This window comes from Bergeyella anatis (assembly GCF_036016955.1).
Taxonomy (GTDB): Bacteria; Bacteroidota; Bacteroidia; order Flavobacteriales; family Weeksellaceae; genus JAYWXI01.
In genome coordinates, this window is sequence record NZ_JAYWXI010000003.1 from 131,807 (window position 1) to 155,898 (window position 24,092).

Annotated in this window: 17 protein-coding genes and 1 tRNA gene; 6 read left to right on the plus strand and 12 right to left on the minus strand. The window is 44.0% G+C overall.

The window, feature by feature from the left end; translation table 11 throughout:
- Window positions 1-99: 99 nt before the first annotated feature.
- The 4 genes from hutU to dnaE form a co-directional block, all read right to left on the minus strand.
- Window positions 100-2,085, minus strand: coding sequence for a urocanate hydratase (gene hutU / locus VQ048_RS03285; protein WP_327610259.1), 1,986 nt, complete (start codon window positions 2,083-2,085; stop codon window positions 100-102).
- Window positions 2,086-2,295: 210 nt separating this feature from the next.
- Window positions 2,296-2,640 (minus strand): SdpI family protein, encoded by a 345-nt coding sequence (locus tag VQ048_RS03290; protein WP_327610260.1) that lies wholly within the window; start codon window positions 2,638-2,640, stop codon window positions 2,296-2,298.
- 341 nt (window positions 2,641-2,981) lie between these two features.
- Window positions 2,982-3,368 carry a DUF423 domain-containing protein gene (locus VQ048_RS03295; protein WP_327610261.1) on the minus strand — a complete coding sequence of 129 codons (387 nt, stop codon included), beginning with the start codon at window positions 3,366-3,368 and terminating at the stop codon, window positions 2,982-2,984.
- A 35-nt stretch (window positions 3,369-3,403) separates the two neighbouring features.
- A complete protein-coding gene (dnaE, locus tag VQ048_RS03300; RefSeq protein WP_327610262.1) occupies window positions 3,404-8,038 on the minus strand; it encodes a DNA polymerase III subunit alpha in 4,635 nt (1,544 codons plus the stop codon).
- Between the two features lie 129 nt (window positions 8,039-8,167).
- On the opposite strand from dnaE, the gene VQ048_RS03305 reads away from it, so the two are divergent.
- On the plus strand, window positions 8,168-10,201 hold the full coding sequence (locus tag VQ048_RS03305) for a S8 family peptidase (protein ID WP_327610263.1): 2,034 nt from the start codon (window positions 8,168-8,170) through the stop codon (window positions 10,199-10,201).
- A 48-nt stretch (window positions 10,202-10,249) separates the two neighbouring features.
- Window positions 10,250-10,903 (plus strand): fructose-6-phosphate aldolase, encoded by a 654-nt coding sequence (fsa, locus tag VQ048_RS03310; RefSeq protein ID WP_327610264.1) that lies wholly within the window; start codon window positions 10,250-10,252, stop codon window positions 10,901-10,903.
- A gap of 236 nt (window positions 10,904-11,139) precedes the next feature.
- Here fsa and VQ048_RS03315 read toward each other — a convergent pair whose 3' ends face one another.
- The 4 genes from VQ048_RS03315 to trxB all read right to left on the minus strand — a co-directional run bounded on the left by VQ048_RS03315 (window position 11,140) and on the right by trxB (window position 13,691).
- On the minus strand, window positions 11,140-11,742 hold the full coding sequence (locus VQ048_RS03315) for a hypothetical protein (protein ID WP_327610265.1): 603 nt from the start codon (window positions 11,740-11,742) through the stop codon (window positions 11,140-11,142).
- A 383-nt stretch (window positions 11,743-12,125) separates the two neighbouring features.
- A tRNA-Ser gene (locus VQ048_RS03320) sits at window positions 12,126-12,210 on the minus strand.
- 93 nt (window positions 12,211-12,303) lie between these two features.
- On the minus strand, window positions 12,304-12,681 hold the full coding sequence (crcB, locus tag VQ048_RS03325; RefSeq protein WP_327610266.1) for a fluoride efflux transporter CrcB: 378 nt from the start codon (window positions 12,679-12,681) through the stop codon (window positions 12,304-12,306).
- Between the two features lie 71 nt (window positions 12,682-12,752).
- Window positions 12,753-13,691, minus strand: coding sequence for a thioredoxin-disulfide reductase (trxB, locus tag VQ048_RS03330; protein WP_442872809.1), 939 nt, complete (start codon window positions 13,689-13,691; stop codon window positions 12,753-12,755).
- A gap of 180 nt (window positions 13,692-13,871) precedes the next feature.
- Between trxB and tyrS the strand changes: the two genes are divergently transcribed.
- Complete coding sequence (gene tyrS, locus VQ048_RS03335; RefSeq protein ID WP_327610268.1) at window positions 13,872-15,164, plus strand: tyrosine--tRNA ligase; 1,293 nt, start codon at window positions 13,872-13,874, stop codon at window positions 15,162-15,164.
- Window positions 15,165-15,249: 85 nt separating this feature from the next.
- Here the strand turns inward: tyrS and VQ048_RS03340 are convergent, their stop codons facing one another.
- Both VQ048_RS03340 and VQ048_RS03345 read right to left on the minus strand, forming a co-directional pair.
- Window positions 15,250-15,615 (minus strand): hypothetical protein, encoded by a 366-nt coding sequence (locus VQ048_RS03340; protein WP_327610269.1) that lies wholly within the window; start codon window positions 15,613-15,615, stop codon window positions 15,250-15,252.
- A 59-nt stretch (window positions 15,616-15,674) separates the two neighbouring features.
- Window positions 15,675-16,817: an acyl-CoA dehydrogenase gene (locus VQ048_RS03345; protein WP_327610270.1), complete on the minus strand. Its 1,143-nt coding sequence runs from the start codon at window positions 16,815-16,817 to the stop codon at window positions 15,675-15,677.
- A 145-nt stretch (window positions 16,818-16,962) separates the two neighbouring features.
- On the opposite strand from VQ048_RS03345, the gene VQ048_RS03350 reads away from it, so the two are divergent.
- Window positions 16,963-18,753, plus strand: a complete 1,791-nt coding sequence (locus VQ048_RS03350; protein WP_327610271.1) for an AMP-dependent synthetase/ligase — start codon at window positions 16,963-16,965, stop codon at window positions 18,751-18,753.
- Between the two features lie 45 nt (window positions 18,754-18,798).
- On the opposite strand, the gene VQ048_RS03355 is transcribed toward VQ048_RS03350, so the two are convergent.
- The gene (locus VQ048_RS03355; protein ID WP_327610272.1) at window positions 18,799-19,452 is read right to left on the minus strand and encodes a protein-L-isoaspartate(D-aspartate) O-methyltransferase; all 654 of its coding nucleotides are present in this window, start codon (window positions 19,450-19,452) and stop codon (window positions 18,799-18,801) included.
- A 116-nt stretch (window positions 19,453-19,568) separates the two neighbouring features.
- Here VQ048_RS03355 and VQ048_RS03360 point away from each other — a divergent pair, with 116 nt between their 5' ends.
- Together VQ048_RS03360 and VQ048_RS03365 are read left to right on the plus strand one after the other, a co-directional pair.
- A complete protein-coding gene (locus VQ048_RS03360) occupies window positions 19,569-20,531 on the plus strand; it encodes a Gfo/Idh/MocA family protein (protein ID WP_327610273.1) in 963 nt (320 codons plus the stop codon).
- 88 nt (window positions 20,532-20,619) lie between these two features.
- Complete coding sequence (locus VQ048_RS03365) at window positions 20,620-21,579, plus strand: PhoH family protein (protein WP_327610274.1); 960 nt, start codon at window positions 20,620-20,622, stop codon at window positions 21,577-21,579.
- Between the two features lie 68 nt (window positions 21,580-21,647).
- On the opposite strand, the gene VQ048_RS03370 is transcribed toward VQ048_RS03365, so the two are convergent.
- Window positions 21,648-24,080 carry an alpha-ketoacid dehydrogenase subunit alpha/beta gene (locus VQ048_RS03370; RefSeq protein WP_327610275.1) on the minus strand — a complete coding sequence of 811 codons (2,433 nt, stop codon included), beginning with the start codon at window positions 24,078-24,080 and terminating at the stop codon, window positions 21,648-21,650.
- Window positions 24,081-24,092 lie beyond the last annotated feature (12 nt).

Sequence of the window (24,092 nt, forward strand, 5' to 3'; positions counted from 1 at the left end):
TCCTGCGGTTTTTAGAAAAAAAATAAAAAAAGTTAAAAACCTCGGCATCATTTGATGCCGAGGTTTTGTTTTATGCCATCAGATTAAATTTTATAACCCTTATAGCAAAGTTTCGTCCACGAAATGCGGTAAGGTTACTTTGAGATTCGGTTCAACCTCCATTGCCCGTTTGATGGCAAAAATAGCTCCTTCGTTTCTTGCCCAGCTTCTTCGGGAAATTCCGTTGTTGACGTCCCAAAACAGCATGGATTTAAGTCTTCGGTCGGCTTCCTCCGTACCGTCGAGCAACAAGCCGAACCCGCCGTTGATAACCTCGCCCCAGCCAACGCCTCCGCCATTATGGATGGAAACCCACGTGGCGCCCCGGAAACTATCGCCTATCACGTTATGGATGGCCATATCTGCCGTGAACCGCGAGCCGTCGTAGATATTGGAAGTTTCCCGGTAAGGCGAATCCGTGCCGGAAACGTCGTGGTGATCCCGACCTAAAACTACCGGACCGATTTCTCCCTTCCGAATTGCTTGGTTAAAGGCCTCGGCAATTTTCATTCGGCCTTCCGCATCTGCATACAGAATTCTCGCTTGACTTCCGACCACCAAATTGTTTTCTTGAGCCCCTTTAATCCATTGGATGTTATCCGCCATCTGCTGGCGGATTTCTTCGGGAGCTTTTTGCATGATTTCGTTTAAAACCGCTGTGGCAAGATCGTCCGTCCGTTTTAAATCGTCGGGATTGCCGCTGGTGCAGACCCATCGGAACGGCCCGAAACCGTAATCGAAGCACATCGGCCCCATAATGTCCTGAACGTAACTGGGGTATTTGAACTCCCGCCCTAAAGTCGGGTTTTCAGCCATTACATCGGCACCGGCACGACTGGCCTCCAATAAAAAAGCATTTCCGTAATCAAAGAAATAAGTGCCTTTAGCTGTATGTTTGTTGATGGCTGCCGCATGTCTTCGAAGGCTCTCTTGCACTTTTTCTTTAAATAATTCCGGTGTTTCGGCCATCATTTTATTGGCTTCGTCAAACGAAAGACCTACCGGATAATACCCGCCAGCCCAAGGGTTATGAAGCGAAGTCTGATCCGATCCCACGTCGATTTTCAAACCGACTTCATTGAATTTTTCCCATACTTCCACCACATTGCCGAGGTAAGCCAAAGAAACCGTTTCTTGGTTTTGTTGAGCCTTCTTTACTCTTTCCACCAAGGCGTCTAAGTCTTCGTGGATTTCGTCAATCCACTTTTGGTCGTGTCGAATTTTAGTGATTTTCGGGTTTACCTCCGCACAAACGGTAACGCATCCTGCGATATTTCCTGCTTTAGGCTGAGCACCCGACATTCCGCCCAACCCCGAAGTGACAAAAAGCCCTCCTTTCGGCGTTTTCTTGATTTTTCGGAAGGCATTGAGTACCGTGATGGTGGTCCCGTGGACAATCCCCTGAGGCCCAATATACATATAGCTGCCCGCCGTCATCTGCCCGTATTGGGAAACCCCTAAAGCATTAAATTTTTCCCAATCATCAGGCTTGGAATAATTCGGAATGACCATCCCGTTGGTAACCACCACCCGAGGCGCCTCCTTGTGTGAAGGAAAAAGCCCCAGCGGATGCCCCGAATACATCACCAAAGTCTGCTCGTCCGTCATTTCGGAAAGGTATTGCATGGTAAGCAAATACTGCGCCCAGTTTTGGAAAACCGCGCCGTTGCCCCCGTAGGTAATCAACTCGTGGGGATGCTGCGCCACCGCATAATCCAAATTATTCTGAATCATCAGCATAATTGCTTTCGCCTGCTCGGATTTCCCGGGGTATTCGGAAATGGGACGCGCCTTCATTTCGTAATCCGGACGGAATCGGTACATGTAAATCCGTCCGTAGGTTTCCAGTTCCTGAGCGAATTCCGGTAAAAGTTCAGCGTGAAATTTCGGGTCAAAGTAACGCAGTGCATTGCGTAAAGCCAGCTTTTTTTCTTCTTCGGATAAAATGGCCTTGCGTTTCGGCGCATGGTTGATTTGAGGTTCGTACGGCTTAGGAGCCGGCAACACCGCCGGAATCCCTTGCCTGATCTGTTCTTGAAAAGTCATTTTTAATGAATTCAATAATTTTTTAGAGTGGGTTAATAGAATTTTAAAATCCAATCGTTTTCGGGTCTTAAAGATATTGAATAAAAAAATAGTCTCCAAAAAAACACCGAGACCTCACAAAAAGAACCTTTTAAGTAAGAAATTTACCCTTCCGACTCTATTGAATTCGATCAAAATAAACCCTTTTTCCGCTGAAAACGTCGCTTGGTTTTATTTAAATCGTTCTTTCAATTTTCTTTCGGTGAGGTAAAAAATACTTCCGCACAGTGCAATCAGCAAACCCAAAGCAACGGCGAGGCAAATGATTTCATGGCCTTCCGTATAGGCTCCAACCAACGAAGTCGAAGTATAAGCTAATCCCGACCAGGTCGTAACCTTTCCGGCATAGCGTTGGGCAAAACGCCAACGTTCCAGGTCCTTCATAGCGCTTTTACTTCGATAGCCGTACAGCGAATTAATTTTTTTGGGCGGAAACTTCAACAATAACAGCCCCGAAACCATAAAAATGGGGCCGACTAAAACAGGCAGGAGAAAAAGAGGATTTTCAAAATTCATGTTTAGGATTAAGCGATTTTCGCAGTAGATTCTTAACTAATTTTGTGGGCTTATATAAGTGTTAAAATCGTTTTGTTTATCTTTTTGTTCCGGACTTAAATCTTCGTATTTGGTATCCGACATCCCTTGAGGAGAAGTAAATTGCCATTTCCAAGTGGGTTTGGATTTGATGAAAAACTCCTGTCTCCGAATTCGTCATGAACATAAACCCTGCAAAATAATCGACCAACGGTTAAAAATAAACCGATAAATAAAGCCGTGAATAATAACTTTTTGGGGATTCTTTTGTAGAGATTGTTTTTTGAAATATTCATTTCGGACCAATTTAATATTCGCAATCCTCAGAACTTCGCTTTGAGGAAGTAAATCGCCAGCAGAGTCCAGGAACCAATCATCAAAAGCCCGCCCAAAGGTGTTACCGGCCCCAAAAACCTCAGGTTAACCCCCCAATAGTCCTGAAAAGAAAGGAAATAAATACTGAAAGAAAATAAAAACGTGCCTAAAATCATTAACCAAGCCACCGCTTTTTCCGTTCCGGTTTCAAATTTTAGAATCCACCCCACCAAAAGTAGAAAAAAAGCCGCGTACATCTGATAACGTACACCGGTTTCAAAGCTTTCCAAACGCTCTACCGAAAGAATTTTTTTGAAAGCATGCGCTCCAAACGCTCCTAAAATAACCGAAAGCAATCCGTAAGCCGCTCCCGCAAATAAAGTGATGGTTTTCATAAATTAATTTTTTAAATATTTAAAAAAGGTCTTTTTTAGTTTAAGAAAATACGGTACTGATTTTCAACCATAAAGAGTTCGATGAGATGATGATTCAGTCGCACTTGGCTCCGCATGGAATGCAGTTCGATATGACTGTTGTCCTCCGGATTTCGGATGTAAAACTGCAGCTTCTGCTCCCCTTCGTTCTCCTTGAGTATCGTTCTGAAAAAATCCAAGTCTTCCTTCCGTAAATCTTCCAAATCCATCACGACCGTCATGCTCTTGGCAAATTTTTCAAGAGCTTCTTTTAGTTCAATCACGTCATTAACATTCACAAACACCCGTCCGTCCTTGGCAATGGAAAATTTAATCTTCAAAATGACAAAACGCTGAACATCCAGTTTATCCCGAAGCCGCAGATAATCCCGATCGCCGAGACGGAAAGAATAACTGCCGCTATAGTCCTCCAAAGTAACAAAAGCCACTTTTTCTCCGCTGTTGCGCCCGTCCCGAACCGAATATTCGGTAATCAGCCCCGCCACCATGTATTCTTTGGCATTGGCATTGTATTTCTGTTTTTCCTTGTAGTCCTTGATTTCCTCGAAAAGACGGATTTGTTCGGGACCGTAGTTTTTATCCCGAAAAGCATCGATTTCATCCAAATTCAAGAAATTGAAACCGCCTTTGGCTTCTACGTTTTTCACGGGTTCTTCCTCGATGAATTCGCCGTCTTCGTCCATTTCCAAGTCTAAAACCCCCTCCGTTAGATCGTCCTCCTCGTCCAAGGGAACTACTGGAGATTCCACGGGGATTTCGTCTTCTTGTTTTCCTTCCAAAATGGCCTTTCGGGATAAAATTCCCTGAATGAACTGGTATTGGTACTTGAACTCGTCCAAAGGATGAGCCGAAAGATAGAACCCGATGATTTCTTTTTCTTTATTGAGCTTATGCATGTTAGGCCATTCCGGAGCGGCGTTCATCTTGGGTTGTTCCACCTGAACTTCTTCGGCAAAATCGGCAAATAAGGAATTTTCAACCTCGTTTTTGTTCTCCTGAAAACTTTGACCATAGCGTAAAAGTCTTTCGATATTGGTTTTTCCGGAGGCATCCATATCGAAATATTGTGCCCGGTGAAAAGTGTCGATTTCGTCAAATGCCCCGGCCACCACCAAACTTTCCACTACCCGCTTGTTAATCTGTCCCGCAGGAATTCGCTCGAAAAACTCGTAAACATTGGAAAAACGACCTTGCTTGCGAGCGGCCACAATCGCCTCGCTGGGGCCTTCTCCAATGCCCTTTATCGCCCCCAAACCGAAACGAATCTGGCCTTTATCGTTCACGGCAAATTCGTACTGGCTTTCATTGACATCAGGTCCCAAAACATCCACCCCCATCGCCTTGCAGTCTTCCATGAATAGGGTAATTTGTTTGGTGTTGTTCAAGTTGTGGGTCATGACGCTGGCCATGTATTCCGCAGGATAGTTGGCTTTCAAATACGCCGTATGGTAAGCAATCAGAGCATAACACGTGGAATGGGATTTATTAAAAGCGTATTCGGCAAAAGCCTCCCAGTCCTTCCATATTTTGTTGAGTTTTTCTTCATTGAGGTTGTTTTTTTTGCCGCCTTCGATGAACTTCGGATACATCTTGTCCAAAACGTCTTTCTGCTTTTTTCCCATCGCTTTTCTCAGCGTATCGGCTTCCCCTTTCGTAAAATTAGCCAGCTTTTGGGATAAAAGCATCACTTGTTCCTGATAAACGGTAATCCCGTAAGTTTCGGAAAGGTATTCTTCGTTTTCGGGCAAGTCGTAGACAATTTCTTCCACGCCATGCTTACGGTTGATGAAGTTCGGGATGTATTTAATCGGTCCGGGGCGGTACAAGGCGTTCATCGCAATAAGGTCGGCAAAAACCGTGGGCTTTAGTTCGCGCATGTATTTTTGCATTCCGGGGCTTTCGTACTGGAAAATCCCTACGGTGCGCCCTTCCTGAAACAGCTGGTAGGTTTTCTCGTCATCCAAAGGAATGTCGTCGGTAATGATGTCGATGCCATGGTTAGCCTTAACCAATTTGACAGCATCCTTAATGATAGTAAGAGTCCGAAGCCCCAAAAAGTCCATTTTGAGCAGTCCTGCACTCTCCGCCACGGAGTTGTCGAATTGCGAAACGATAATATCCGCATCCTTTGCCGCAATGGTAATGGGGACCAAGTTAGAGATGTCTTCCGGTGTAATAATTACCCCGCAGGCATGGATTCCCGTGTTTCGGATGGCTCCTTCCATTTTTTGTGCCGAAGCCAAAACCCCGTGACGGGCGTCGTTTTTATCTTCGAGAATCAGTTTCATCTCGTCTACAAGCACTTTGTCTTCCGGTGCGAGTTTATCGTATTTGGAGAAAGCCTTGGCGATATTCATTCCCGGAGTGGCCGGAACCAATTTGGCAATATTGTTGGTGTCGGGAATGGGGACGTCCAAAACCCTTCCCGCGTCTTTAATTGCCGATTTTCCTCCAAGAACCGAATAAGTGATAATCTGAGCCACATTGGTTTTTCCGTATTTTTCCACCACCCATTTGATGACTCTGTCCCGGCCTTCGTCGTCAAAATCGATATCAATATCGGGCATGGATATCCGTTCAGGATTAAGAAACCTCTCAAAAAGCAAATCGTACTTGATGGGATCCACATTGGTAATCCCGATGCAATAAGCTACCGCAGAGCCCGCCGCAGAACCCCGCCCCGGCCCTACTGAAACCCCCATTTTACGGGCTTCGTTGCAAAAGTCTTGCACGATGAGAAAGTACCCCGGATACCCCGTGTTGGCAATCACCTCCAATTCAAAGTCTAAACGTTCGGCAATTTCCGGGGTAATTTCATCGTATTTGGCTTTGGCTCCTTCGTAGGTTAAATGCCTCAGGTAGGCGTTTTCTCCCCTTTTTCCCCCGTCTTGCAAATCTTCCGCACTTTGAAACTCCTCAGGGATGTCAAATTTTGGCAACAGAACGTCCCTCTTGAGGGTGTAAGGCTCGAATTTGGCCAAAAAGGATTCGTAGCTTTCAAAAGCGTCGGGGTAATGACGGAAACAGTGCTTTAGTTCCGCTTCGTCCTTAATGTAATATTCTTTGGTCGGAAGCCCACGGCGTTTTCCAAAGCCTTTCCCTACGGGAGTAGAAAGTTTTTCGCCATCCTTAATGCAATACAAAATGTCCTGAATGTTCGCGTCCGATTTTTCGGTGTAAAACGTTTCGTTTTGGGCTAAAATTTTAACTTCGTATTTATCCGCAAACCCCAATAAAACTTCGTTAACGTAGTCCTCTTCATCCACGTTGTGATTTTGGATTTGAACGTAAAAATCGTCGCCAAAGGTGTCCTTCCACCAGCGGAACAGTTCTTCTCCTTTTTGCTCCCCCAGCTCCAATATGGTGTTGGGAATATCTCCGTAAGTCCCTGATGTTAAAGCGATCACATCCTCTTTGTATTCGGCAATCATCGCTCTGGAAATCCGTGGGACTCCGAAATAAAAACCGTTGACATACCCCAAACTCGATAGTTTGGCCAAATTTTTATACCCGTTGAAGTTCTTGGCCAAAAGAACGACGTTGGTTCGGCGGTCGGGATCGTCTTTGGTGAATTGCTTCTGTTCCGGACGATCGGAAATGTAAAACTCACAACCCAAAACCGGAATTAAAAGCGGGGCGGGTTCCGGCTCGGAAAAAGGCTCGCCCTTGTCTTCGGCTTCCTTTTTTTTCAAAAGGTAGTTTTCTTTTTCTTTTTTTAGCCCAGAATTGGCTTTTTCGACTTCGGATACAAATTTGAACGCTCCCATCATATTGCCCAAATCCACCATTCCCACCGCCGGAAAATTATTCTTTAAAGCTTTTTTTACCAAATCGGACAAAGAGGAAGAGGCTTGCAGGGAGGAATAAATACTGTGATTGTGAAAGTTAAAATATTTTCCCAAATCCACTTCGGCCACTTCGCCGAAATCCACTTTCTTTTTCTTTTTGGAGGCTTCCACTTGGCGGCGGATTACGATTCCAAACGGACGAATCGGATTCGGATGACGTTCTCGGAACGCTTGGATCATTGCCGAATCAACCCCTAAATCCGACGCTTCGATAACCCCAATCCTGAGCATTTCGAAAAACACCTGAGCCGTGGCGTTAACGTCTGCTGCCGCATTGTGAGCTTCATCGAATTTATGCCCATAAAGTTTCTCGTAAATTTCTTCCAATTTGGGGGACTTGTAGCGACCGGCTTTTCCGCCCGGAAGCTGACAAAAATCGGTGCCAAAAAGCATCGTGTCGGCTTTAGGAAGTTCCTGAAGTTGGTTTTCGATGCCTTTTCTGTGGAACTCCGCACCGATGATTTTGTAATCGAATTCCACGTTTTGGCCAACCCCGAATTTTGCTTTTTGAAGCGCTTGGTTGAACTCCGCCAAAACTTCGGCCAAATCACGCCCTTCTTCATGAGCAAGCTTGGTAGTGATCCCGTGAATCCGAGAGGCGTTGAAGGGAATGTCGTACCCCTCTGGTTTTATGATATAGTCTTGATTTTCCACCAAATCTCCATTCTCGTCATGCAGTTGCCATGCAATCTGAACCATTCTCGGCCAGTTGTCGCTGTCGGTGATCGGGGCGTTGAAATTATTAGGTAATCCGGTGGTTTCCGTATCAAAAACTAAATACATAGAGGGTAATATTTTCGGTAAAAATAGAGTAATTTTTTTTAAGAAAAAAGTCGGTTTGCCTTTGGTTTTTCAAAGGGTTTGATAGAAAGCACCTTGCGAAAAGTTAATATATTTGCAAAAATTTTCCGAATGAAAAACACCCTGCTGGCTTTTTTGGGATTGGGACTTTCGTGCCATGTTCAAGCCCAAAAGCAGAGCCCTCTCCATAGAGCGTTTGAACGCCAATACCAAGACAATCTGCAAAAGCTATCGGTATACCTGAATCAAAACACCCGCCGAGCTCCCGATACCGACTCGTTGAAAATCCTAACTCAGCGTTTGGCCACATTTGTAAATGGAGCGCCGTTACTGTGGACCTCCGAAGATGTCCAAGCCAATACGGCTTCCAATCTTCCGTTACTCCAAAATGGGACTTTAGCCGGGCTTTCTTCACCGATCGACGGAGCCGGCGTGCGAATTCTCATCATGGATACGGGAGCGATTTTTGAAAAACATAAGGAATTTGCAGACCCTTCCCGAATTGCATTTATGGAAACCGATCCCATGACATATAGCCCGCACTCGACCATCGTGGCTGGTCTTATCGGAGCCAAAGGAATGATCTCTACAGCCAAGGGAGTTCTTACCAATGTTGTTTTTCAAAACTATTCGTTTGGAAATACCCGGCTGGGGACCAACTATCAAAAACTCGAAGCTGCTTCGGACGCTAATATCAGCAATCACAGCTACGGTACCAATTTAGGATGGTCCAAAAGCGGTAATGCCTGGTATTGGTATGGCGACTACGAACTTTACAAAAAAACAAAACAAGACACCTACAGCGGAAGCTATCATGAATTGGACGCCAACTACGACAAAATCGTGTATGCCAATCCCAATCACATCGTAATAAAATCGAGCGGAAATTATTACGGCCTTGCTCCTTCTTCGGGCGAAACAAAATACAGAATAGACAATGCCACGGGCAACTATGTTCCTTTTGCTTCGGGGGAAGAAATTCCTCCTGCGAATTGCAGTAAAGGTTCTTACTGTATCGGCTGGGGAGCATTGGCTAAAAACATCATCACCGTGGGAGCAGCGAATCAAATCACCACCGAAAATAATACCTATACGCAAAGCACCGACGTAACCCGTTGGGCAAACAGCACTGCAGGCCCCAGAAAAGATGGAGCGGTGAAGCCCGATTTGGTTGCCGTGGGACAAAATCTCTATGCACCGTCTTATGCATCGGAAAATTCGATAAACAGCTATTCTACAGACAGCGGAACTTCTCTTTCCGCAGCGGTTGTTTCCGGAATTGCAGGGGCTCTAACGCAGGTTCAACGGCAAATATCGGGCAATGACGCTTTCGTATTCCAAGCCGACGAAATGAAAGCCCTCTTGCTCCACACAGCCAATGATGCTGGCAATACCGGTCCCGATGTATGGTACGGTTGGGGATTGGCCGATGCAAGGAAAGCGGCAGAGGTTCTCATCGGAAAAAAAGCGGGAAATTCCATTTTTGAACAACGGACGCTTGGCAATGGGCAAACGGATAATTTTGAAATTCTTGCGGGAACCTCTCCGCTTAAAGTAACCATCAGTTGGGTAGATCCTGCTGCCGTTCCGTTTACGACGTCCGAAGATTTGCAAAATAATACTGCTTCCCGATTGGTCAACGATTTGGATTTAAGACTTATCGATACGGTTACCGGAGCGGTGTATTACCCCTGGAAACTCTCTTTGGAAGATCCTTTGGCTGAAGCCACCAAAGGGGACAATACTGTTGATAATGTGGAACAGGTTGTTGTTGATCAACCGTTTGTAGGACGAAAATACCGTGTCGAAATTACCCATAAAGGGCAGTTGGTTGATGCCGAAGGCCGTAGTACAACCTCTTCCAAATACAGCGTTGTGGCTACGGGATACCAAACCATGGACGGATTGTCCTCAGACTGTGAAGCCATTACTGTTTACCCTACCCAAACGAAGGATTACACCACCGTTATTGTCCCTATGAAAGGCGAATCCATTACCGTGTATGACACCAGCGGGCGGAGGGTTTCCGACATCCGAATGCCTAACTCTCAAACTTTGGACGTGAGTTCGCTGAAAAGCGGAGTGTATCTGATAAACGTTAAAACGCCCTATTGCAACAAAACGAAGAAGATCCTGAAACTCTAATCTTTTGACGATATATTTTTTATCTTTGTTAAAATTAAAATCATTCCAATGAAATTTTTTATCGACACCGCCAATTTGGAGCAAATTAAAGAAGCGCAAGACCTTGGTATCTTGGACGGCGTAACCACTAACCCTTCCCTTATGGCCAAAGAAGGCATTAGCGGATCGGAAGCCATCATGAACCACTACAAAACCATCTGCGAAATCGTTGACGGAGCCATTTCGGCCGAAGTGCTTTCCACCACCTACGAAGAAATGATAAAGGAAGGCGAAGCCTTGGCTGCCATCCATCCCAATATTGTGGTGAAAATTCCGATGACAAAAGACGGTGTAAAAGCATTGAAGTATTTTTCCGATAAGGGAATTAAAACCAATTGCACCCTGATTTTTTCGGCAGGACAGGCGCTTTTGGCTGCTAAGGCCGGAGCAACCTATGTTTCTCCGTTTTTAGGGCGTTTGGATGATATTTCAACCGACGGCCTCGGCTTGATTGACGAAATCCGTACCATTTATGACAATTACGGCTACGAAACCCAAATTTTAGCGGCTTCCATTCGTCATTCGATGCATATCATCAACTGCGCCAAAATCGGGGCTGACGTCATTACTTCCCCATTGGCTCCCCTGTTGAGTTTGCTTTCTCACCCGCTGACCGACAAAGGGCTTGCCCAGTTTATTGAAGATTCTAAAAAAATGGCCTAAAAAAGACCAATCATCCCCACCTAGAGGTGGGGATGATGATTTTATGATGCAAATAAGTCCTAAAGGTTGATTTAGTAACAACAAATCATTCCATTGCGGAAAATTACTCATAGTTTAGGCATTGAACTTCAATAAATTTTCAAAAAATAAACAGAAGTTACCTCAAAGCGTCGAGAATTAAAAAGGACTGGTCGTTCTTTTGGACTTTTTCTTTCGGGGCTTTTCTGCGAATTAGTTTATTGGAATACGACATTGATGGTTTTTAGTTCTCCGTGATCGATTACTCCGTTTAAATTCTGATCGGTAAAAATCATAAAATACAACGAAGAAAGAGGCAATTCCGAAAATGGGACGTCTTGATCCTGATAAAACGCACCGGCGATGTTCCATTCAAATTCGCATCCGCCCTTGGATTTAGAAACCAAATCTACCCTTTTCTCCTTTTCGTTTTCGTAGAGCAAGTAATGATGCCCCGAGTTGGTGATGTAAACGGTATCGTATCTCTCGTTTTCCCCCGGAGCCATTCCGGTTCCTGGAGCAAAGTAAGAAGTCGCTTCTACGGATTGACCTAATGGTAAAGTGTTTTCTTTGTTTTCTAAAACAGCAACTTGAGTTGCGTAAAATTTTTGCTTTGCAGGGGTGTATATTTGTCCGAAGTATCTTATCTTGAATGGTTTTCGCTCTAAGAATACCGTCCCGGAGTTTTCTTCCACGGCGAAAGAACGGTCATCTTGCAAAAAGGTGATTTTGTTTATCAGGGCTTTTTGTGCATAAGATTGACCAGTCAATACGAACGCAAAAGCTGATATCCACGTTTTGAGAAAATGATTACGCTTCATAAGTGTTTTTAACTTTATGGTTTAAAACAAAAATAAGTAAAATTAAAAAAAAAACAATCATTCTTTTTTAGGAGCCTCATTTTTTTGCAAAAAAGAATCCAAAGAATTTAATAATGGGTAAACGAAGTTCTAATTTAGATCGAATGAACGAGGTGGAAGTTATGCTCTAAATCCTACTTAATCCGAAATTAATTTTCTTTTTGATTGCGGGATTTTGGGCTTGAGATTAATTTTAATCTTGAATCGTTTGAAAAAATATTGAAGCTATGGAAAGCGTTGTTTTTTTATCAGAAAAGCATTAGAGTCTTTTTACGATCTACTCGTCTACGGATACCTTAAGCAAAAGAAAAATCCCTACAAGTTAATACTTGTAGGGATTTTTGCGGAGAGAGAGGGATTCGAACCCCCGGACCTGTTACAGTCAACGGTTTTCAAGACCGCCGCAATCGACCACTCTGCCATCTCTCCTAAAAACGTCCTTGTTTTTAAGTGGTGCAAATATACAACGATTAACCATTCCCTGCAAATATTTTTTTTATTTTTTTACTAAAAGGTTCGTTATCAGATTGAAAAAATGCTTTTCGCCGATTGCATTCCGGCATAGACCGCCAAAAACCCCAATGCAATGCTTAGAAACACATAACTCCCTAACACAATATATTCCCTGCTTTGCCATAACGTATAGCCCTCCAGCGAAAAAGCCGAAAACGTGGTAAAGCCGCCACAAAACCCGGCTAAAAACAAATATTTTAACGGTGTGTCGCTTTTCAAAAAATAGAAGGAAAACCCTCCCATGAAAAAACAGCCCAACAAATTAACCAAGAAAGTCCCTGTCGGAAAAGCCCCGAAAATCAGCCATTGACGGGTGAAAACCGAAATTAGAAAACGAAAAACACTTCCCAATCCTCCACCTAAAAAAATCAAAAACAATACTCGCATAAAATAAACTGAAGCACCTCTAAAAGAGGTGCTTATCTAATGGATTTGAATTAAATTCATTTTAGAAAATCTTATTCTAATTCGGCCAAGTAACGCTCTGCATCAATCGCAGCCATACAGCCGCTTCCGGCTGCCGTAATCGCCTGACGGTAGATGTGATCTTGCACGTCGCCAGCAGCAAAAACCCCAGGAAGATTGGTTCTGGAAGATCCCTTTTCGGTTACGATATATCCGTTTTCATCCGTAGTGATTTGGTCTTTGAAAATAGCGGTATTAGGTTGGTGGCCTATCGCAATAAAAATACCGTGCACTTCGATTTTGGATTGTTCTTGGGTTTGATTATTGAGGACCACTGCCCTTTCGACCAAATTGTTTTCGCCTTCGATGCCGATAAGTTCATGATTGAATTTCACCTCGATATTCGGGGTATGTTCCACCCTATGAACCATTGCTTTGGAAGCTCGGAAATGGTCTTTCCGCACCAGCATGGTTACTTTGTTGCATAGTTTAGCCAAATAAGTAGCCTCTTCTGCCGCAGTATCTCCCGCTCCCACGACAATCACGTCTTTGCCCTTGTAGAAAAAGCCGTCACAAGTTGCGCAGGCGGAAACCCCGCCACCGCTGTATTTTTTTTCGTCTTCCAGTCCCAAATATTTTGCCGTGGCTCCTGTAGAGATAATCACTGTTCGGGCTAGGATCTCTTTATTGCCGGCCCATAGCTTGTGCACGCCGCCCACTTGGGTTGAAAACTCTGCCTTGGTGATTAATTCGTAAAAAATTTTGGTATCGAATCGCTCGGCTTGTTTTTGTAGATCCATCATCATTTCCGGCCCCGTAATTCCGTTGGGATAGCCCGGGAAGTTATCGACTTCCGTAGTGGTGGTAAGCTGCCCACCCGGTTCCAAACCGGTATAAAGTTGAGGGTTTAGATCTGCTCTGGCGGCATAAATGGCTGCCGTATAGCCCGAAGGTCCCGATCCTATAATCACACAATCGTGTACGTTTTCCATAGGGTTTTCCATTCTTGTTTTGATTTAATGAGTGTTCAAAATTCGGGATTTATTTCGGGTTGTGAAACTTTTAACGATGTTTTTTTTCGATGCTTTTGTTTTATGTTTTGGATTTCATCTCCCGTCAGAAGGAGGCAAATCAAAGATTTTTTTATCTTTGTGGACTAATTTTTTTCAAGCATGAATTCCTTTATCGAAGAACTAAAATGGCGCGGTATTTTTGCCGATGCGACCCCCGAAATCGAACAACTGCTAAACCAAGGAATGACGTCTGCTTACGTGGGCTTCGATCCTACGGGAGATTCACTGCATTTGGGACACTTGGTTCCGATTATCGTATTGAGACATTTTCAAAACCACGGGCATAAGCCCTACGCTTTGGTTGGAGGGGCCACGGGAATGATTGGGGATCCTTCCGGAAAATCGAATGAGAGAAATCTTCTGAATGACGAACAATTGAACCACAATGTAGCCGGTTTGAAAGGACAATTGGAGCGTTTTTTGGATTTTAATGCCGATACTCCCAATGCGGCCGTCTTGGTCAATAATTACGATTGGATGAAAAACATTTCGTTTCTTGAGTTTGCCCGGGACATCGGTAAGCATATTACCGTGAATTACATGATGGCCAAAGATTCGGTCAAAAAAAGACTGAATGGCGAATTTCAAGAAGGAATGAGTTTTACGGAGTTCACCTATCAGCTTCTTCAGGGATTTGACTTTTTGCACTTGTATCAAAATCACGGTATCAAACTGCAAATGGGAGGAAGCGACCAATGGGGCAACATCACTACCGGTACCGAACTTATCCGACGCAAAGTGCAAGGTGAAGCGTACGGTCTAACCTGTACCCTGATTACCAAAGCGGATGGGTCCAAGTTTGGAAAGAGTGAAGCCGGAGAAAATGTATGGCTTGATGCGGCACGTACTTCGCCTTACAAGTTCTATCAGTTTTGGCTGAACCAGTCGGATGCGGACTGCGAAAGGTACATCAAAATCTACACTTTCCTCTCCAAATCAGAAATCGAGACGCTTATTACCGAGCACTCTCAAGCGCCCCATGAAAGAAAACTTCAAAAAAAGCTGGCGGAAGAAATGACCGTTTGGGTACACGGACGTGAGGAGTATGAAAAAGCTGTAAAAGCCTCTGAAATTTTATTCGGGCGTTCCACAGCTGACGATTTGGTTCGCTTGGATGAAGCGACTTTTTTGGACGTCTTTGAAGGCGTGCCTCAAAAAGAAATTGCCAAATCCGAGCTTATTGGGACCGGTATTGTGGATATTTTGGCAGAACGCTCCGGTTTTTTAAAATCCAAAAGCGAAGCCCAAAGGGAGCTTAAAGGCAATGCTATTTCCGTTAATAAAGCGAAAGTGGACGACACCTACAAAGCCGAAGAAAGCGACTTGATCGACGGGAAATTTCTATTGCTTCAAAAAGGAAAAAAGAATTATTTCATTGTAAAAGCCGTATAAAAGATTATACAGAAATCATTCAGATGTAAAAAAACTCCGCTTTTTCTTAGAAAGCGGAGTTTTTGTTGGTGGAAGCCACTTAAAATTATTTCATATTGACCACTCGATCCACAACATAGCGGGTGTTGCCACGCCAAGGCAGTGCTCCGTTGTATTCTTTGTAGTGAAGGTCAAAGTGTTTTCCGCTGTTTTCTTCCAATTGCCGGAAGACTTCGGGATCCTCCACGGAAAATTCGAATTCGTAACTGGTTAGCTCTCCGGTGCGTCCCCGTCCGAAGCCTTCCTGAATTAACTTTCCTTCGTAGGTTTTAAAAACATACCCTTTTCGGACGGCATAATTAAGGTACCCCGACTTTACGCCTTCGCCGAAAACGAAATAATATTTGTACCAGACAAATACGCCCAAAAACAAAAGCAGTACGCTCGCAAGAATCCAAAAATATTTTTTCATTGGTCTATAATTTTCATTCGAAAAATAAATCCGACCGTTTTATTACCGACGGTTCATTTTTATTTTTTAGCTATGGATCGGGAAATGACAATTTTCTGAATCTCCGACGTTCCCTCGTAAATTTGGGTGATTTTGGCATCACGCATTAACCGTTCCACGTGATATTCTTTCACGTAGCCGTACCCTCCGTGGATTTGAACCGCTTCGATGGTGGTATCCATTGCCACTTGGGAAGCATAGAGTTTGGCCATGGCTCCACTCTCGGAAATGTCCTTGCCTTCGTCTTTTTCGCAGGCCGCTTTCAGGCAGAGCATTCTTGCTGCCGTTATCTGCGTGGCCATATCGGCTAATTTAAAAGCGATAGCTTGGTGGTTAACGATTTCCGTTCCGAAGGCTTTTCTTTCCTTGGCGTATTTCAAAGCCAGTTCGTAAGCGCCCGATGCAATTCCCAATGCTTGGGACGCAATGCCAATCCGCCCGCCGTTGAGCACGGCCATGGCAAAATGAAACCCGAATCCTTCTTTACCAATACGGTTTTCTTTCGGAATTTTCACATCGGTAAACAAAAGCGAATGCGTATCGCTCCCGCGAATTCCCATTTTATCTTCTTTCGGGCCGATTTCGAATCCCTCCCATCCTTTCTCCACGATAAAGGCATTAATGCCTTTGTGCTTTTTTTCGGGGTTTGTCTGTGCTATAACAATATAATAGGAAGCTGTATTCCCGTTGGTAATCCAGTTTTTGGTTCCGTTGAGCAAATAATGGTCGCCCATATCCACGGCTGTGGTTTTTTGCGATGTAGCGTCCGATCCTGCTTCGGGTTCGGATAAAGCAAAGGCTCCGATTGCTTTCCCAATGGCAAGCGGAGTTAGGTATTTTTGTTTCTGTTCTTCACTACCGAATTTTTCCAAACCGGCACAGACCAGCGAATTATTGACCGACATGACCACGGCGGCCGAAGCATCAATTTTGGCAATTTCTTCCATGGCCAAAACATACGATACGCTATCCATCCCTGCACCACCGTAACGAGGGTCTACCATCATGCCCAAAAAGCCCATCTCTCCCATTTTTTTCACTTGCTCGTGTGGGAATTTCTGATCCCTATCTCTTTCGATAACTCCGGGGAGCAATTCGCTCTGTGCAAAGTCCCGGGCGGCTTGTTGAATCATCAAATGCTCTTCAGAAAAATTAAAATTCATAACTGTAATTCAAAATGTTGGTGGGTAAAAATACGCTTTTCGGTTGAATCTGAAAAAAAACTTTATTTTTGAGATTACAAAAAATAGTCTATTTTTACGAAAATCATTGTTTCGTTTTTAACCGATAAATAATATTCAAACCGTTATGTCTATACGAAGATTATTCGATATTCCTCATCATGCATTGATAAAGTTTCCTAAAGAGGATATGTTTGCCACCAAATACAACGGGCAGTGGAAAAAAACCTCTACATTAGAGTACGTCAATATGGGGAATAAAGTCTCCAGAGGATTATTAAAGCTGGGGATAAAGCCCGGCGATAAGATTGCGATGATTACCACCAATACCCGTACGGAATGGGCGGTAATGGATCTCGGGATTTTGCAAATCGGAGCCGTAAGTGTGCCGGTTTATCCGACTATTTCTTCTGAAGATTACCAATACATCTTCAACAATGCGGAAATTAAATATTGCTTCTTATCCGACCGGGAGCTTTTTGAAAAAGTGAATGCTATCAAGGACAAAATTCCTTCTCTTCAAGGAGTATTTTCGTTCGATCAGATTGAAGGCGTGGCCAACTGGAACGAAATTCTCGATTTGGGCGAAAATGATGCCACTCAAAATGAAGTGGAGGATCTTTCCAAAAGTATTAATCCGGAGGATTTGGCTACCATTATTTACACTTCGGGAACTACGGGAAAACCCAAAGGTGTTCTGCTGAGCCACCGGAATATCGTTTCCAATGTATTGGGGGCGGATCACCGAATTCCGCGGCGTAATATCGATTACAAAGATTTGCGTGCCTTAAGTTTTTTACCTATTTGCCATATTTTTGAAAGAATGCTGTTTTATCTTTACCAATATAATGGTTTTTCCATTTATTTTGCCGAAAATATCGAAAAAATGGGGGATAACATTAAGGAGGTAAAACCCCATTATATGACTGTGGTTCCCCGTCTCATTGAGAAGGTATACGATAAAATCTACGACAAAGGGACGAGTGCGGGAGGACTTAAAGCCAAAATATTTCTTTGGGCATTGGGGGTCAATAAAGCCAAAACCACTATCGGAAAATTTTCGGGGATTAAGGAAATCATTGCCGACAAATTGGTTTTTAGAAAATGGAGAGAAGGTTTGGGGGGCAATATCATTACGTTGGTATCAGGATCGGCGGCTCTTTCGGCCAGACTGAACAAAATGTTCCAGAACGCGGGCATTCCTATTTTGGAGGGCTATGGGCTGACGGAAACGTCTCCTGTGATTGCGGTGAACTCTTTCGACCGGATGAAAATAGGTACGGTAGGGCATCCTTTGGATAATCTCGACGTTAAAATACAGCCCGATGGTGAAATTTCGGTTAAAGGGCCTTCCGTTTTTATCGGATACCATAACAACGAGGAAATGACTCGCGAGGCTTTTACCGAGGACGGCTATTTCAAAACCGGGGATATCGGACATATTGACGAAGAAGGTTTCCTTTATATTACTGACCGAAAGAAAGAAATGTTCAAAACGTCGGGAGGGAAATACATTGCTCCTCAAGTGATTGAAAACATGGCTAAAGCGTCCAAATTCATCGAGCAAATTATGGTTGTGGGCGATGGGGAAAAAATGCCTTGTGCCTTGGTTCAGCCTGATTTTACATTCGCCAAGAACTGGGCCGATCGAAAAGGTCTAAATATAGGGCAGACTCCGGAACAGTTGGCTCAAAGTCCGGAACTGAAAGCCCGTATCGAAAAAGAGATAGACTTTCTTAATACTAAACTCGGGAATTGGGAACAAATTAAAAAAATCGAATTGACTCCTGAGGTTTGGAGCATTGAAGCAGGATTGCTGACTCCTACGATGAAGTTGAAGCGAAAAATTATCAAAGAACATTTCATCCGGTTGTACAATAAAATGTACGGTCATGAAGCATCGGAGGAGAAACTTTAAACAAAATACCGGCGGAAAAATCTGCCGGTATTTTGTTTTTATTTTTTAACCTAAATTGGTTTTTCGAAGCATTGGAACGAATTTGTAAATCCCGAACTCTTCTTTTTCAAACTCTGTGAGCGAAATCTTGGTTAAGCGGTAAAGGATTTGTTCTTCGGAAGGGCCTAGAGGAATCACCATTTTTCCTCCGATATTCAGTTGTTTCAGAAGTTCCGTAGGCATCACTTCTGCTCCACAGGTTACGATGATTCGGTCAAAAGGGGCAAAAGTAGGAAGTCCGGCAAAACCATCGCCAAAACTCTGGAATTTGGGGCGTAAATCCATAGCTTTAAGTTTCGCTTTAGAAAAGTCGAAGAGTTCTTTTTGTCGTTCCACCGTATAGACCCAAGCGCCCATGGCTACCAATACAGCCGTTTGGTAACCGCTTCCCGTACCGATTTCCAGGACTTTATCTTTAGGACTTACCTCCAGTAATTCCGTCTGTTCGGCGACGGTGGAGGGATGGGATATCGTTTGGTTTGCCGCGATGGGAAAAGCGCGATCTTCATAAGCCAAATCTCCAAAAACACTTTCCAAAAAAAGATGGCGAGGCACCTCGTTGATGGCCTTCAGGACGGCCTCGTCCGAAATACCGACGTTCATCCGAAGATAGTCGACCAATATTTTGCGTTTTCCTCTATGTAGAAATGAATCCTGCATGAGGCAAAAATAGCAAATACAAGCGAATTTTGGCGTCTAATTTTTTTCATTTTTGCTCTGAAGGCTTCCCTTAGGCTTGTCCAAAAATCCGTATCTTTACAGAAAACTTTTTGAGTATGCTGAAAGCTGGTTTGGTAGGTGCCGGGCACCTTGGAAAAATCCATTTGAAACTATTAAACCAAAGTGAAAAATATGAGCTTGTTGGTTTCCATGATGCGGACAAAGAAAACGGACAAAAGATAGAACGCGAATTTGGCTATCGTTTTTTTGAAAACTTTGACGAATTACTTTCGCAAATTGAGGTATTGGACATTGTAACCCCTACCCTTTACCACTACGATTACGCCATGAAGGCGATTGCTAACGGAAAACATTTTTTTATTGAAAAACCCGTAACCCATACGTTGGAACAAGCCGAGGAATTGCTTTCCCAGTGCGAAGCCAAAGGGTTGATGGCGCAGGTAGGTCACGTTGAAAGATACAACCCCGCTTTTATCGCTACCAAAGAATACATTCATAACCCGATGTTTATCGAAATTCATCGCTTGGCCGAATTCAATCCCCGAGGAACGGACGTTTCCGTTGTTTTGGATTTAATGATTCACGATTTGGATATTCTATTGTCTTTGGTTGCTTCTAAGGTGAAGAGTATTCGCGCATCGGGAGTGTGCGTCGTTTCCAAAACCCCTGATATTGCCAATGCCCGCATCGAATTCGAAAACGGTTGTGTTGCCAATTTAACGACTTCCAGAATTTCGATGAAAGCGATGAGAAAAAGCCGTTTTTTCCAACAAGACGCCTACATTTCCGTGGATTTTCTTGAGAAAAAAGCGGAAGTCATTCGGATGAAACAAGCGCCGGAAAATCCGACTCCATTCGATATGATTATCGAAAATGCCGAGGGCGAACGCAATCAAATTTTATTTGAATACCCCGACATCCAACCCAATAACGCCATTTTGGATGAACTGAACTCCTTCGCTCAAGCCATCGAAAACGGAAAGAATGTGGAGATCTCCCTAAAAGACGGTACCGAGGCATTAAAAGTAGCTTTGGAAATCATGAAGCTCATAGGATGATTTATTCCATGAAAAGTTTGAAAGGTTCCGTTTGCATTTATTTTTTTATTAGTTTTAGAAGCTAAAACCAAATCAACAACGCTTATTTATGTTTGAACTAAATTACGAATTATCCGGCATCGACATTAAGACGTTTTACGGAGTACAAAACCAAAATTTCAATTTAATCAAATCCAGCTTTCCTACCTTGAAAATCACCGGAAGGGATCATTTTATTTTCGCCATGGGCACTCAAGAAGCGCTGGACGTATTAAAGGCCCGCTTGGATGATATTGTTCGTTTTATTTCCACCCATAATTCTATTGGAATCAAAGATATTGAGAGTCTATTGAAAATCAAAAACGAGGAAGAAAAACAACTGGTTTTCGATCAGGATATTATCGTTAAAGGGGTGAACGGCAAAATCATCAAGGCCAAAACCACGAATTTGAAGAAACTGGTAAAAGAAGTTCAGGGAAAAGACATGGTTTTTGCCATAGGCCCTGCGGGGACGGGAAAAACCTATACCAGTGTGGCATTGGCGGCGAAAGCCCTAAGAGATAAGGAGGTGAAGCGAATTATTTTGACGCGTCCGGCCGTAGAGGCGGGTGAGAGTTTGGGGTTTTTGCCTGGGGATTTAAAAGAAAAACTCGATCCGTATTTGCAGCCGTTGTATGATGCGCTTCGGGATATGATTCCTCATGAAAAACTCGAAGGTTTCATTGAGAAAAAAGTCATTGAGGTGGCTCCTTTGGCCTTTATGCGAGGACGAACCTTGGACGATGCTTTCGTTATTTTGGACGAAGCCCAAAACACCACTCATAGTCAAATGAAAATGTTTCTGACCCGAATGGGGATGAATGCGAAATTCATTATCACGGGCGATCCGAGCCAAGTGGATTTGCCTCTCAAACAGAAATCGGGGCTCAGGGAAGCCATGCGGATTTTGAAAGACGTGAAGGAAATCGGGTTCGTTCATCTTACGGAAGAAGATGTGGTAAGGCATCCCGTTGTAAAGAAGATTATTTTGGCCTATAATAATGAAGAGAAGAGATTGCGGGAAGAATAGTTTCAAATTCGTTAAAAAAAGAAAACGCCGGAATTTGTCCGGCGTTTTTGCGTTAATTATGGTTTTATTTAATAAATCGAAGGGTACTTCTGAGGATTACTTTCATGAAACATGGCGTAGATTTTTTCCACAATATCGTCTACGGAAGGTTTACTGAAGTAATCTCCGTCGCTCGCGTAAGCTGGGCGGTGATCCTGCGCGGCAATGGTTAGCGGATCGGAATCCAAATACCTAAAGCCTTTTTGTTTCTCCAAAATCTGCTGAAGGATAAATGCCGAAGCTCCACCCTCCACGTCTTCGTCAATTACGGCCAAACGGTTCGTTTTCTTAAGGCTTTGGGCAATGTCGTGCGACAAATCGAAAGGAATAAGCGACTGAATGTCGATAACTTCTGCCGAAATGCCTAATTTTTCCAATTCCGAAGCAGCTTCGCTGACTACGCGCCATGTAGAGCCATAGGTTACCAGCGTTACATCTTTTCCTTCTTTGGTGATTTCTACTTTCCCCACAGGTACGGTAAATTCTCCCAAATTATCGGGCTGTTGTTCTTTCAAACGGTAGCCGTTGAGGCATTCTACAATAACACAAGGTTCATCGCTTTGCAGCATGGTATTGTAAAAGCCTGCGGCTTTGGTTAGGTTTCGGGGAACCAAAACCAAAATCCCTTTGGATAAATTGAGAATCCCGGCCATCGGTGATCCCGAATGCCAGATGCCTTCCAAACGATGCCCTCTGGTACGGATGATTACCGGAGCTTTTTGCCCGCCTTTGGTTCGGTAATGCACCGTAGCCAAGTCGTCACTCATCCCTTGAAGACAATACAGAATGTAATCCAAATATTGGATTTCCGCAATTGGGCGAAGCCCTCGCATTGCCATACCGATTCCCTGCCCCAAAATAGTCGCTTCCCGAATTCCGGTATCCGCCACGCGTGTCTTTCCGTATTTTTCTTGCAAGCCTTCCAGCCCTTGGTTCACGTCGCCAATATTTCCCGAATCCTCGCCGAAAACGAGAGTCTGAGGGTATTTCTCGAAAATTTTGTCAAAATTGTTTCGCACGACTACCCTTCCGTCTACCATTGGGGAATTCTCGCTGTATATTGGAGGAATTTCTTTTACGTTTGTCGCTTTCCACTCGGATTGCGAGTACAAGTGCGAAGAGTAATTATCCCGTTCTTTGGCCAAAAGTTCTTCGTATTTGTTTTTCAGCCATTGTCTTTCGGTGGATTGGGTATTTCGAGTCAAAAGAAGGGTTTTTCTGGCTAAATGAAATACGTCCTTCTTGGCCACCGAAATGATTTTGTTGAATTTTTTGATTTCTTCACTAACCGAAGGATTGGCGGATTGCATTTTTTCGACCAACGGAAGCATTTGGTTTTTGATTTCCGCTATCGTAGCCTGATACGCTTCCCAAGCTTTTTTTTGCCCTTCTTTTACAATCTTTTTGGCTTCTGTTTCAATTTGAGACAACTCCTCCTCGGTTGCCAAAATTACTTCGCGTCCTTCGATTTCGACCGAATAGCTTAAAATCCAGTCTTTAAATTTCAAAAGACCGTCATGCTCCGCTTCCCAAGCCAAACGGGCCTCATCCTTGTAACGCTCGTGCGATCCCGAAGTGGAATGCCCTTGCGGTTGGGTTACTTCGATCACATGAACCACCACCGGAATGCCTTCCTCCCGGGCATAGTATTCCGCTTTGGCGTAAGCATCCAACAGCGCAACGTAATCCCAAGCCCTTACCTGAATGATTTCGCATCCCTGTGTTTCGCCTTCCTTCCGTTGGAAGCCGGAAAGCATTTCCGAAATGTCCGCCTTGGCACGCTGGTCATGCGTGGGTACGGAAATACCGTAGCCGTCATCCCAGATGGAAACGATCATAGGCACTTGCAATGCACACGCCGCATTAAGCGTTTCCCAAAAATGCCCTTCGGCTGTGGACGCATCGCCAATGGTTCCGAAAGCCACTTCGCGCCCGTTGTTTGAAAAACGTTCGGCTCCCTCGAACTGGATCTCCTTGAAAATATTGGAAGCCTGAGCCAAGCCCAACAAACGAGGCATTTGCCCTGCCGTCGGCGAAATATCAGAGGAAATATTTTTAATTTTGGTCAAATCCTTCCAGCTCCCGTCTTCATTAAGCGAGCGCGTGGCATAATGCCCGTTCATTTGCCTTCCTCCCGAAGCCGGTTCCCGCTCCACACTGGTGTCGGCGTAAAGTTGTGCAAAAAAACGCTCAACGCTGAGAGCCTCCACTGCCATAGCGAACGTTTGATCCCGGTAATAACCAGAGCGCCAGTCGCCTTCGCGAAAAAATTTGGCCATTGCCAGTTGGGGAAGTTCTTTGCCATCTCCGAAAATTCCGAACTTAGCTTTACCTGTAAGCACCTCCCGACGTCCGAGTAAAGACATCTCGCGGGAAATACACCCTAATTTGTAATCTTCAAGAACCGAATTTTTGAAATCTTGGAAAGAAATTTCCTGAGTTTCTATATAAGTTGTCTGCATATCTGTAAAATG